General features: G+C 71.8%; 9 protein-coding genes. 2 read left to right on the top strand and 7 right to left on the bottom strand.

Going from position 1 to position 11887, the window contains the following annotated elements:
• Positions 1-71: 71 nt before the first annotated feature.
• The 6 genes from AB0I52_RS23240 to AB0I52_RS23215 form a co-directional block, all read right to left on the bottom strand.
• Complete coding sequence (locus AB0I52_RS23240; RefSeq protein WP_363075487.1) at positions 72-1088, bottom strand: methyltransferase; 1017 nt, start codon at positions 1086-1088, stop codon at positions 72-74.
• 95 nt (positions 1089-1183) lie between these two features.
• Positions 1184-2929: a class I adenylate-forming enzyme family protein gene (locus AB0I52_RS23235; RefSeq protein WP_363075485.1), complete on the bottom strand. Its 1746-nt coding sequence runs from the start codon at positions 2927-2929 to the stop codon at positions 1184-1186.
• Entirely contained in the window at positions 2926-3936 is a 1011-nt protein-coding gene (locus AB0I52_RS23230; protein ID WP_363075483.1) for an Ada metal-binding domain-containing protein, read from the bottom strand. The genes AB0I52_RS23235 and AB0I52_RS23230 overlap by 4 nt, the downstream gene beginning before the upstream one ends.
• A 3-nt stretch (positions 3937-3939) precedes the next feature.
• On the bottom strand, positions 3940-5043 hold the full coding sequence (locus AB0I52_RS23225) for a 3-dehydroquinate synthase II (protein ID WP_363075481.1): 1104 nt from the start codon (positions 5041-5043) through the stop codon (positions 3940-3942).
• On the bottom strand, positions 5040-5852 hold the full coding sequence (locus AB0I52_RS23220) for a 2-amino-3,7-dideoxy-D-threo-hept-6-ulosonate synthase (RefSeq protein ID WP_363075479.1): 813 nt from the start codon (positions 5850-5852) through the stop codon (positions 5040-5042). Before AB0I52_RS23220 ends, AB0I52_RS23225 begins: the two co-directional genes overlap by 4 nt.
• Positions 5853-6214: 362 nt before the next feature.
• Entirely contained in the window at positions 6215-7672 is a 1458-nt protein-coding gene (locus AB0I52_RS23215; protein ID WP_363075477.1) for an MFS transporter, read from the bottom strand.
• 357 nt (positions 7673-8029) lie between these two features.
• Here AB0I52_RS23215 and AB0I52_RS23210 point away from each other — a divergent pair, with 357 nt between their 5' ends.
• The gene (locus AB0I52_RS23210; RefSeq protein WP_363075475.1) at positions 8030-9691 is read left to right on the top strand and encodes an FAD-dependent monooxygenase; all 1662 of its coding nucleotides are present in this window, start codon (positions 8030-8032) and stop codon (positions 9689-9691) included.
• Positions 9692-9722: 31 nt separating this feature from the next.
• Here AB0I52_RS23210 and AB0I52_RS23205 read toward each other — a convergent pair whose 3' ends face one another.
• Positions 9723-10172, bottom strand: coding sequence for a heme-binding protein (locus AB0I52_RS23205; protein ID WP_363075473.1), 450 nt, complete (start codon positions 10170-10172; stop codon positions 9723-9725).
• 186 nt (positions 10173-10358) lie between these two features.
• On the opposite strand from AB0I52_RS23205, the gene AB0I52_RS23200 reads away from it, so the two are divergent.
• Positions 10359-11816, top strand: coding sequence for an MFS transporter (locus AB0I52_RS23200; RefSeq protein ID WP_363075471.1), 1458 nt, complete (start codon positions 10359-10361; stop codon positions 11814-11816).
• Positions 11817-11887: the final 71 nt, after the last annotated feature.

Below are 11887 nucleotides of genomic sequence, written 5' to 3'. Positions count from 1 at the left end.
TTTCGCGGGCCGGCCGGACCACGCGGGACAGACGGCAGTTCGCGGACACGGCCCAGGGCCTCTCGTTTGGATCATGCTGGGCTCGCGGGGTCCGGTGCCGCGACCAGCAGGCTCGTTTCGAGGGCCATCGGTGTGACGGATTCCAACCGCAGCCCGGCGGCGGCCAGGACGTCCCGGTAGCCGTCCAGGGTGCGTTCCCGGCCGCCGGCGGCCACGAGCAGGTGCAGGTCCCACAGCAGGGCCAGGAGTCCGGAGCCGTCCGTGGGTATGACGCGCTCCACGATCAGCAGCCGGCCGGTGTCGGGCATCGCCTTCCGGATGACGGAGAGCAGCCGTACGCACCGTTCGTCGTCCCAGTCCTGGAGGACGCGGGAGAGCAGGTAGACGTCCGCTCCCGCAGGGACCTCCTGGAAGGCGTCGCCGCCGACCGTCCGCCAGTGGCCGGGCTCCACCGCGCTCCGCAGGTGTTCCCGCGCGACGGGGATCACGTGCGGCAGGTCGAACAGCACGCCGTGCAGTTCCGGGTGCTCCCGCAGGACGGTGGCCAGCAGCGTTCCGCTGCCCCCGGCGACGTCGACGACGGTGCGGCAGGCGGTGAAGTCGTAGGCCTTCAGAACGTCGGGGAAGAACACGTTGCCGGCGTTCATCGCCCGCTGGAACTTCTCCCCCGCGCCCGGTTCCGTCTCCAGATAGCCGCGCAGCGGGGTGCCGAAGGCCAGGGCGAAGCCGGAGGTGCCGGTGCGCAGAGCGGGGACCACCTCTCCCCAGGCCCGGTGGAACTCCTCGCCGTAGATCACCGCCATGTCGCGCATCGACCGTTCGTCGTCCGAGCGCAGCAGTTCGCCGACCGGGGTGAGCCGGTAGCCGTCCGCGGTGTCCTCGAAGACGCCCATGGCGGTCGCCAGCCGCAGCAGACGCTCGATGCCGTCCTGGTCGCAGCCGGTCGCCGCGGCCATCTTCGCCGTGCTGGTGGCCCCGGCGGCGATGTGGTCGGGGAGGTCGAGTGCCGCGACCGCGTAGAGCGCTTGGGCCTGCCAAGCGCCGGTGAGGAGGTCCACCACGCGGCGTGCGGGTTGCCCGTGGGCCATGTCGTCGAGCCTTTCGGTGTGTGGGTGTTCCTGCGGAGTTGCCGGACGGGCCCTTGCCGAGGGCCGCTGTACGAGCGTCGCTGCCGGGCCGCGGTCTACGCCGAGGGCAGCCGCTGCGCGCGATGGGCCGCGCCCGCTTCCGCCGGCCGGCCGAGCAGGTCCTGGTGCGCTTCGCGCAGCTGCCGCTTGAGGACCTTGCCGGTCGGTCCGACCGGCAGGCCGCTGCGGTCCGCGGCGATGACGAGGGCGCTCAGTGGTGCGAGTCCGCGCCCGGCCAGCGCGTCGTTGCAGCGGTCCAGCAGGTCCTGCGGGGAGGCGTCACCGGGGCCGGGGGCCGCGCCGGAGCCGCCGTCGAAGAGCACGACGGCGGCCGGCCGCTGGGCCCCGGGGGCGCCGGGATCGTCCACGGCGACGACCGCGGCGTCCAGCGCCTGGGTGGTGAGCAGCACGACCTCCTCCAGGGGGAGGCTGTACACGGGGCCGTCGGCGGCGCGGATCACGTCGGGGGTGCGGTCGAGGTGGTACCACAGGCCGTCGCTCTCGCGCCGGACGACGTCACCGGTCAGGAAGTAGCCGTTGCGCAGGGACTCCTTCCCGAGCGTCGGGTCGTCCCAGTAGCCGGGGGTGATGCTGGGCGTGCGGACGCCGAGCAGTCCGGCTTCGCCGTCGGGCAGCGGCCGGCCCCGCTCGTCGAGGACCGCGGCGTCCTGTACGGCCTTGACCGGCCGGCCGATGAGCCGTTCGAAGCCGGCCGACTGCGGGGTGAAGACCTGCTTGAACAGCACCATCCCCATCTCGGAGGAGCCCAGCCCGTCGACGTACGCCGAACCGGCCAGTGCCTTCCCGCCGTCTCGGCGGGTGCCCAGCGCGGTCAGCGGGCGGATGTGGCGTTCGTGGGAGGCGTCTCCCATGCCGTTCCAGGTGTGAATGTGCCGGGCCGCCTCCGGAGTGATCCGGGAGAGGTCGATCTCCGCCAGAGTCAGCGGGAACCCCAGGACGAAGGTGGGGCGGAACCGGTTGACGGCCCGCGCGACCGAGGCGCCGTCCGCCGCGTCCAGCAGCAGCGTCGGGATGCCGAGCATGAGGGCCATGCTGAGATAGCTGATCCCGGCCGAGTGGCTGTGCGGCAGCGCGGTCAGCATCCGGTCGGAGCGCAGGGAGGGGAACGTCCACAGGCGTTCGCGCTTGCCGTTGAAGAACGACGCGTGGGTGAAGACCGGGGCCTTGGGCCGCCCGGTGGTCCCCGAGGAGTGCGAGATCATCACCAGGTCGTCGGGCCGGTGGCGGTACGGGAAACCGGTCAGCGGCGCGGGCGGCAGCGGGGCCGTCTCGTCGAGCCGTGCGATGTCCTTTGTCAGGAGCGGCCGGTCCGGGGCCGCGTCGGGCAGCGACCAGGACTCGGCGCAGCCTGTCAGCAGGTCCGCGTCGCCCACCAGGACCGTCGTCCGGGTGCGGCGGAAGTACTCGGCTGCCGTGCCGATGGCCATGTTGGGGTTGCAGTGCACCGCGACCGCGCCGAGGCCGGTGATCGCTATGTGGTGGAGCAGTCCGTACAGCCCGTCGCGGGTGAAGACCCCGACGTGGGTCGACGGACGCACTCCGTGGGTGCGGTACCAGTGGGCGTACCGGATCGCGGCGATCCGGATGTCGTTGAGGGACGTCCCCGTCATCGCGCTCTCGTCCCAGGCGGGTGACGTGGTGTCGGGGTGGAACAGGACCGGCCGGTCCCGGTCCCGCGCGGTCCGCCAGGTGTGCCAGAAGAAGTCGCCGGCACCGAGCTGCCGGTCCGCCGTCAGGCGCAGGCGCTGGGTGACGGACCGGTGGGTCCCCAGGATGTTCATCCGTGTGCCTCTCCTACTCGTGCCATCGGTGGGGGGAGCGCGGGTTCGGCCCGCCGTGCGGGGGACCCGGGCCGTGGCTCGTTGAGCGCGGTCCGCAGCCACTCCCCCAGCGCCCTGACGCGGATGTCGCAGGGGAGGTCGCCGTGACCCGTGAGGGGCGCCGCGCCACGCAGGGCCGTGGCCAGCCGGCGGCCGAAGCCGGGGTCGGCGGCGGTCAGCCCGGATTCCGCGAACCGGCTGCGCAGGCGCCCGACGAGGGTCTCGGCGTCGCTGCCGATCTGGATCGAGCAGATACCGGCGGACGCCGTGCCGACCAGCAGCAGGCCCAGTTCGCACTCGGCGAACGCGTAGCTGATGCGCTCGCCGCGTCCGCTGTTCTTGAAGCTGCTCGGCGTCATGCCCAGCAGGTTCTGCGCCAGTGCGTAGAAGTTGCCGCTGGAGTTGAACCCGGCCTCGTAGATGGCTTCGGTGATGGTCCCGGTCCTGGGGATCTCCCGCCGCAGCCGGTCGGCGCGGCAGGCGGCGGCGTACGCCTTGGGGGTGACGCCCGTCAGGGCGGTGAACAGCCGGTGGAAGTGGAACCGGCTGAAGCCGGTCGCGTCGGCGAGCTCACCGAGCGAGGGGGCCGGGCCCGGTGCCTCCATCAGCCGGCACGACCGGACGACCGCGGCGGTGTGCGGGTCGTACACCGCCTGGTCCGGCCGGCAGCGCCGGCAGGGCCGGAAGCCCGCGCGTTCGGCGGCCTCGGGGTCCGGGAAGAAGACGGTGTTGGCGCGGCGGGCGTGCCGTGACCCGCAGGACGGCCGGCTGTAGGTGCCGGTCGTCACCACCGAGTAGCAGAACGCCTCGTCGGCGCGCCGGTCACGCCGCAGTACGGCCCGCCAGCGGGCGTCGTCGTCGGGGAACTCCCTGGTCCGGGGCGGCCCCGCCGCCACGCCCCCCTGGGGCGGGCGCGAGCGGCCGGCCGGTCGTGTTCTGCGCGTCGCGTCGGACACTCGCTCCCGCATCTGTCACGTCTCCAGGCAGAACTCGTTGATCGGGTAGCCGACATGACGGTCCGCTACGGGCAGGTACCCGAGCACCTTGTCGCCCGGCTTGAGCTCCGTGCTGTTGAGCACGACGCCGCCGGGGCCGAGCACCCGCACGTGCCAGTCGTCCTGGAGGATCAGGTTGGCGGTGCGGCCGTCCGGGCCCGCCGCGTCGATGGAGATGAGCGGGCGGCTCTCGATCTTGACCCGGCCCACGACCACCAGCCGGGTCTTGCCGTGGATGTCCACGGCCGTGACCTTGCTGCCCGCCTTCAGCTCGCTCAGGTAGTTGGTGCGCTCGTTCTGGCCGAGGGTGTACGAGTGGATGGCCCCGGCGTTGACCCGGAAGGGGCGGGTGGGCATGTACGGCAGCGGATGGGTCTCGCTGACGCAGAGGATCATGCCCTTGGAGGACGAGCCGACGAGGATGCCCTCGTCCTTGCCGAAGTAGGCGGCGGTGTCCACACAGGCCCGGTCGCCCATGCCGACGTGCGCGGTCGCGGTGATCTCCAGCTCGACCAGCTCCAGGTCCGGCACGCCGCCTTCACCGGCCCGCTTGAGGCCGGTGGCGTCGCCGACCGCGGACGGCGCCATGAGCACACCGTCGGAGCCGAGTTCGAGGACGCCGTAGATGATCTCCGCCTCCTCGACGTCGTGGGCGACGGTGATGAGGCTGCCCTCCGCCTTGGCGGCGGCCGCGATCACGATCTCCAGCGGGATCTTCGTCGGGTCACGGAAGTCCAGCACGCTCCACTTCTCGGTACGGCCGGAGCGGCAGGCCTCCTCCAGCGACTCGGCGTCCACGATCTCGACGTAGCGGCCGAATTCCACCTCGGGGTGGCGCAGCACCAGTTCGGCGGGCTCGCCGTGCTTGGCCGGCTCGACGATGACGATGTCGGCGGCGCCGAAGTCCTCGGGGAGCTTCTCCCCCTGCGGGAAGAGGATCTTCTTCACGGTCGGCGGCAGTGCGGCGAAGTCCGCCGGGTCGGCGGCGAGGATCCCGTCGATCCGGGCGTGGATCGCCTCTTCGACGATGGCGTCTTTCGCCGATCCGATGGAACGCACGTCTATCCAGCTGAGCTTCACAGAGCACCTGCCATTCGCGGAGATGGGGAAGAGAGGAGGGTGCCGGGGTGTCCGTGGACGATCCCGGCCAGTTCGAAGACGGTGGCGCGCGGCGCGGCGGCACCGAAGACCCGCCGCCCGACGGCGAGCCCGCTGCACCCGACGGCGAGCGCCGAGGTCGCGAATTCGGTCAGGCTGTCGGCGCGGTCGCCGCCCGCCACGATGATCGGGAGCGGCGAACTGTCGATCACTTCGACCATCCGCTCGGCCGGGGAGGCGAACACCGTCTTGACGATGTCGACCCCGAGGTCGGCGGCGATGTTGACGACATGGGACAGCAGGACGGGATCGGTGGGGTCGGTGACCCGGGGGCCGCGCGGGTAGATCATGGCGAGCAGGGGCATACCCCAGCGGTCGCAGGCCGCGGCGACCGCTCCCAGGTCGGCGAGTTGGGCCGCCTCGGTGTCCGAGCCGATGTTCACATGCACGCTCACCGCGTCGGCGCCGAGCCGCAGGGCTTCCTCGACGTCGCCGACCAGGACCTTGGCGTCGGCGTCCGGGCTGTGGGGGGTGCTGGCGCTCAGGTGAACGATCAGCGAGCAGTCCGCGAGCAGTTCGGGGTCGACGACGCGAGCCCGGCCCTTGTGCACGACGATGCCGTCGGCGCCGCCGGCCGCCACGTCCCGGATCAGTTCCTCGAACCGGTCGGCAGTGGCGATCGGTCCGTCGGAGACCGAGTGGTCGAGGGGCACGAACAGGTACCGGCCGTCCCCGTGTCCGCACAGTCTGGTCAGACGCAGCAGTTTTCCCGTGGAGGTCGTTCTCATCATCGGGCGCTCCCTTGTGCAACACGTGCTGGAGGACGGCGGCCCCGGGCCTTCGTGCGAACACGCCCTGGGACTGGACGACGACGATTCCGGAACCTCGGTGGCACCCAATCGAGCGGAAGACTCTTTCCGAGGAGGTCTTCGTGTCATGCGAATAGCATGCGGCCGGGAACACCAGGAATTGCACAGAGCCGCTACAGACAAGCGGAACACTCAGGTCCAGGGAATTGCGAAAAGCAGAGAGGCGGCACGGACCCGGTAAGGGGTCCGTGCCGCCTCTCTGCTGGAATGGTTGAACTTTTAATTGTCGACTGAAAGGAATGCGTGCGAGCCGCGGCCGGGCAGCGTACTGAGCTGGGGCCGGATCAGCGCGCTGTCTTCTCCCGGGCCGGCCGGAAGCCGTGGAAGGCGAACAGTCCGGCCGCCACCACCAGGGCGCCGAGCAGATAGAGCGTCAGCTGGATCCCGTCGGCCAGGTCGGCCGCGTGGCCGGGGGCCGCGCCGTGCACCCGGCTGGAGGCGATGGGCACCAGTACGGCCACGCCCAGGGCGATGCCGAGCTGGAACGACGTCTGGCGCACACCCGCCGCGAGCCCCTGCTCATGGTTGACGACACCCGAGGTGGCGGCGAGGGTGGAGGTGATCGTGGTCGCCATGAACGCCATCCCCATGGGGAGCAGCACCACGGCGAAGAGCACGATGCCGGGCTCGACGGACACCTGTGAGGCGACCAGCGCGATGAGCAGACCGGAGAGCACCGTCGCGGCCGTGATGGAGCCGCGCAGGCCGATGCGGCCGATCAGCCGCCCGATGAAGAGACCGAAGGTGATGTTCAGGATCCCGACCGGCGCGACAATGAGCCCGGCCTTCAACGGCGAGTAATTCAGCACCTGCTGGAGATACATGGTCGTCAGCAGATAAGCGGAACCGGAACTGACACCGGAGAATACCGATACGACGTTGGCCGCACGCAGCGAACGGGAACGGAAAAGCCCGAGCCGGACCAGCGGCTCAGGGTGCCGGGTCTCGTACCAGAGGAATACCGCGAGCAGTGCGGCACCGGCCAGAAGGGGAATGAGGAAGGCGGCCGACGTCCATCCGGACGCCACGCCCTGCGCGGGCGCCGCGACCACCAGGGAGACACCGACGGTGATCAGGATCGCGCCGACCACGTCGATGCGGTGCGGCTGCCGGGGAGCGCGGGCGATGAACTTCGGCGCGAGCGCGGCCACCAGGAACCCGACGGGCACGGTCGCGTAGAACACGCCCTGCCAGCCCCACTCACGTACCAGGATCCCGCTCAGGACCAGTCCGCTGACGAACCCCAGTACGGTCGCGATACCGAACTTGCTCATCGCCTTGACCCGCTGGGGCCCTTCGGGGACGGAGGTGGTCAGCAGCGCCAGGGCGGTCGGCGCGATCAGCGCGGCCGAGAAGCCCTGGAGCGCGCGTCCGGCCACCAGCATCACCGCGCTCTGCGCCAGACCGCACATCAGTGAGGTGAGCGCGAAGCCGACCATGCCGATCACGAAGACCCGGCGCCGGCCCAGCAGGTCGCCGATGCGTCCGCACAGGATGAGCGCGCCGCCGAAGGCCACGTTGTACGCGGTGATGACGCCCTGCACCCCCGCCTGCGAGAAGCCGAGCTCCCGCTGGATGTCCGGGATGGCGACCGTCACGATCGAGGCGTCGAGCATGACCATGAACTGGGCGCACAGCATCAGCGCGAGCCCGATTCCCGCCCAACGGGTTCCCGCCTCGCCGGCCGTCGTGTCCGTCACGGCCGCCGAAGCGTCCGCGCCGGCCGTAGTCCGCACCTGCATGCCACGTTCCCTTCTCCTGCTTGAATCCCCTGCCTGAGGTCCTGGCAGGTGTGAGCCGGTGACGACAGAACACCGGCCGCGCCGTATCGGTTGCACGGCGCTGCACGATCCCCCGTGCTCCGGTCACGCCGGACGCGGTCACCTCTCCCACTGTGCTCGGTGGCCGAGACCGGCGCTAGCGGGAATCAGACGTGGAGTTCGGCGGTTTCCGGGCGCCCGGAAGCCTCCGGCACACCCTGCTGACCTGCATGGACGTGACAGTGGTGATTCGGCCGCAACAACCTGAGCGTGGCGGGCCGGGGAGGTCCGTAGCCTGCCCTGGTCAGCGTTTCCAGACTCGGTTCGAGGACGGTCGGCATGCCGGAACAGGACTTCGCCGCACGGGCCCCCGTCGTCGTCGTGGGCGGGGGGCCGGTCGGGCTGGCCCTCGCCCTCCTGCTGGACGCCCAGAACGTGGCGTGCGTGGTGTACGACGAGGGGGACGCCTCCTTCGACCACCCACGGGGCAACACCCACAACGCGCGCACCATGGAGCACTACCGGCGGCTGGGCATAGCCGATCCGATCCGCGCCCTGGGGCTGCCGGAGCACCAGGCGACGGACGTCGTCTACTTCACCCGCTACAGCGGATACGAGCTGGCCCGGCTGCCGATGCCGTCCGGTACGCAGAAGCGGAAGGCCGTCGCCTCGGCGCCCGCCGACGGCCAGGTCCCCGAGCCACTGCACCGCGCCAACCAGATGTACGTCGAGCGGTTCCTCGTCCGGCACGCGCGGACCCGGCCGAACATCACCCTGCGGTACGGGGTCCGGGTCGACGAGATCCTGCCGGACGCGGACGGGGTGACCGTCCGGGACCACCGGGGCCGCCGGACCAGGGCGCGTTACGTCGTCGGCTGCGACGGCGGGCGCAGCCTCGTCCGGCGCTCGGCGGGCATCGAGTACACCGGGGAGCACACGCTCGACCAGGACGTCCTCGGCCGGAAGGCCACCGCCGCGTATCTGCGGCTGCCCACCCTGCGCCGGGACCTGCTCGGCGGGCGGGACGCCTGGAGCTACTGGGCCGTCAACGCCGATGTGGTCGTCAACCTCATCTCCCTGGACGGCGCGGACGAGTTCTGTCTGCTGACCAGTTCCCTGGACCCGGACACCTTCGACGCGGAGCAGCTCGTGCGGATCGTGCGGTCCGCGGCAGGCACCGACCTGCCGGTGGAGGTGCTCGGCCACCGGGCGTGGAAGCCCGGGGTGGCGCTGGTGGCCGGGAGCTTCGGTAGCGGCCGGGTGTTCCTCGCCGGGGACGCGGCCCACCTGTTCACGCCCACCGGCGGGTTCGGGATGAACACCGGGATCGACGACGTCGCGAACCTGGCGTGGAAACTGGCCGCCGGGACACGAGGCTGGGGCGGCGCGCGGCTGCTGGAGTCCTACAGCGCGGAACGGCGTCCGGTCGCGCTGCGCAACACCGCCGCGGCACGGGCCCTCAACCAGAATCTGGGCGCCATCGAACGCCCGGCAGCCCTGGAGGACGATTCGGCGGCCGGGCGGAGCGCGCGGGCGGCGGCCGCCGCCCTGCTCGGCACCCTCGGCGAGCAGTTCTCGTCCATCGGGGTCCAGCTCGGGGCCCGGTACGACGGCTCCCCCGTGATCCGCGCCGAGGACGCCGACACCCCGCCGCCCGATTCGCTCACCACGTACACGCCGAGCGGCGTCCCGGGCGGCCGCGCCCCGCATCTGTGGCTGGACGGCGGGCGCGGCGCCGGCAGTTCGCTGTACGACCGGCTCGGTGCCGGCTTCACGCTGCTGCGCCTCGGGGCGTCACCGCCGGACGGCGCCGCGCTGTGCGCCGCCGCCGCGGACCGTGGTGTGCCGCTGACGGTGCTTGACGTGCCCGGACCCGTCGGACGTGAGCTGTACGGCCGCGATCTGGCCCTGGTCAGGCCCGACCAGCACCTGGCGTGGCGCGGCGACCGCCTGCCGCGCGACGCCGTCCGCCTGCTGGCACAGGTGACGGGCGCCGGCTGAGCCGACGGGGCGCCTGGCCGATGCGCCGGTCTCAGTCCGCCGAACGCAGCGCGTCCGCCCCGGCGCGGGCGATGGTCAGGTCCTTTCCGTCGCGCGATCCGCTGACACCGATCGCCCCGATCACCTCGTCGCCCTCGGTGATCGGCAGCCCGCCGGCGATCAGCGCGATACCGGGCTGGCTGCCCAGGCTGCTCACCAGCATGGTGTTGTCCTCGATGGCCTTGCCGAAGACATCGGTGGCCGTGCGCAGGGTCAGCGCGGTGTTGGCCTTGTTCAGCGCGACCGTGGTGGCGGTGTCCGCCGTGCCGTCCCTCCTGGCCATCGCCGTCATGTTGCCCCCGGCGTCGATCACCACGAGCGAGACCCGGCAGTCCGATTCCTCCGCGTTGGCCAGGGCCGCGCCGATGACCCGCTGCGCACCGGCCAGGCTGATGCTCCGGGTGGTCAACACCGCGGTCCCGATCTTCTCGAGGTCACTCACGTCGATGTCTCCATTTCGTTCCTTGGAAGTGCCGAGGGACACCCGCCGGGTGTCCTTCCCTTTCGGGGGAACAACACCGCCGAAGGTCCGGCCGTTGCAACGGACCCCGTCCCGGCGGGGTTCACCTGCCGGCGGCGGAGTGCCGCCACCGGCTGACACCCACGGCAACCCATCCGGAGACTCGTCATGGAAGAACGACCCCCCACCCGGCACTCGGGCCGGCTCCTGGTCTCGCTGCTCGGCGGGATGTTCCTCGGCAGCGTGGACATCGCGATCGTCAATATCGCGACACCGTCGATCCGGGATCATCTCGGAGCCTCCGGCGGGCAGTTGGAGCTGATCGTCTCGGGCTACACACTGACCTACGCGATGCTGCTGATCACCAGCGCCCGGCTGGGGGACCGGCACGGATACCGCACGGTGTACCTGATCGGCCTCGTGGTGTTCACCGCCGCCTCCGCCGCCTGCGGCCTCGCCCCGACGGCAGGGGCGCTCATCGGGGCGAGGATCGTCCAGGGCGCCGGCGCGGCGATGACCACCTCGCAGGTGCTGACCGGGATCCAGCTGCACTTCGAGGGACGGGAACGGGCCCGAGCCCTCGGCCTCTACACGGCCGTGCTCTCCACCAGCGCCGTCCTCGGCCAGGTGCTGGGCGGGGTGCTGGTTTCGGCCGACCTGTTCGGCACCGGCTGGCGACCCGCCTTCCTCATCAACGTGCCGGTCGGCATCGCCCTGATCGCGGTCGCGTGGTTCTGCCTGCCCGTGGCGGCGCCGAAGCGCAGCAAGCGGCTCGACGTCCCGGGCGCGCTGACCCTGTCGGCGGCGCTACTGCTGCTCGTGGTGCCGATCGTACTGGGCCGGGAGGCCGGCTGGCCGCTGTGGACCTGGGCCAGCCTGGCGGCCTCGGTGGCGGCTTTCGTGCTGTTCGTCCGGGTGGAGCGCCGCCAGGCCGCCCGCGGCGGCAACCCGCTGGTCACCCTCTCGCTGCTGACCCGGCGGCCCGTGGCCCTGGCGCTGATCTCGCAGGCCGCCACGGTGGCCACCTACTTCGGGCTGCTCTTCGTCCTCGCCCTCTACCTTCAGCAGGGGCTGGGCAGGAGCGCCGGATTCTCCGGTCTGTCCCTGGTGTCCTGGGTCGCCGCGTTCGGTGTCGCGGGACCGCTCCTCGGCCGCTGCGGACCGCGTGCGAAGCGGCTCGCCGCTCCGGCCGGGCGGCTCGTGCTGGGCGCCGCCTTCACCGGTCTCGCGCTGACCCTCGCCGCCGGACAGGCCGGCAACGACGCTCTGCTGATCGCCCTGCTGGGCATCGGCGGCCTCGGGTACGGCGCGGCCTTCAGCGGCACCTTGACCGGACTGACCAGCACCGTCACCGACGAGTACGCCGCTGAGGTCAGCGGGCTGTTCAACACCACCATCCAGGTGGGCGGTTCGCTCGGCGTCGCCGTCTTCGGCACGGTCTACCTGGACATCGCCCCGCACGCCGGCCGCGCCGACGCGGTTTCGGCGTTCACCGTCGTCGCCGCCTCGCTGGCGGCCACCGCGGTCGTCGCCGCGGTGGTCGCCGAGTGGGCGCTGCGCCCGTCGCGGCCCGTGGCTCCCACGCCGAGCGAGGAGCCGCGCCCCGATGCGGCGCTGCGCCGCTGACCGCCACTGACCGGACGTTCCCCCCCCCCCCCCCCCCTCCCGGGGCGGGGCGGCGGGCGGGGGAGGTGAAA

Source organism: Streptomyces sp. NPDC050423, from assembly GCF_040655445.1.
Lineage (GTDB): Bacteria > Actinomycetota > Actinomycetes > Streptomycetales > Streptomycetaceae > Streptomyces.
Note: the sequence above shows the minus strand (reverse complement) of the source record. Positions and strands in the feature narration are given on the sequence as shown.

What these genes read in the sequence shown, in the direction of transcription:
- AB0I52_RS23240 (WP_363075487.1), bottom strand. Translation starts at nt 1,088, where the DNA reads ATGGCCCACGGGCAACCCGCACGCCGCGTGGTGGACCTCCTCACCGGC.
- AB0I52_RS23230 (WP_363075483.1), bottom strand. Translation starts at nt 3,936, where the DNA reads ATGCGGGAGCGAGTGTCCGACGCGACGCGCAGAACACGACCGGCCGGC.
- AB0I52_RS23215 (WP_363075477.1), bottom strand. Translation starts at nt 7,672, where the DNA reads ATGCAGGTGCGGACTACGGCCGGCGCGGACGCTTCGGCGGCCGTGACG.
- AB0I52_RS23200 (WP_363075471.1), top strand. Translation starts at nt 10,359, where the DNA reads ATGGAAGAACGACCCCCCACCCGGCACTCGGGCCGGCTCCTGGTCTCG.
- AB0I52_RS23235 (WP_363075485.1), bottom strand. Translation starts at nt 2,929, where the DNA reads ATGAACATCCTGGGGACCCACCGGTCCGTCACCCAGCGCCTGCGCCTG.
- AB0I52_RS23220 (WP_363075479.1), bottom strand. Translation starts at nt 5,852, where the DNA reads ATGATGAGAACGACCTCCACGGGAAAACTGCTGCGTCTGACCAGACTG.
- AB0I52_RS23210 (WP_363075475.1), top strand. Translation starts at nt 8,030, where the DNA reads ATGCCGGAACAGGACTTCGCCGCACGGGCCCCCGTCGTCGTCGTGGGC.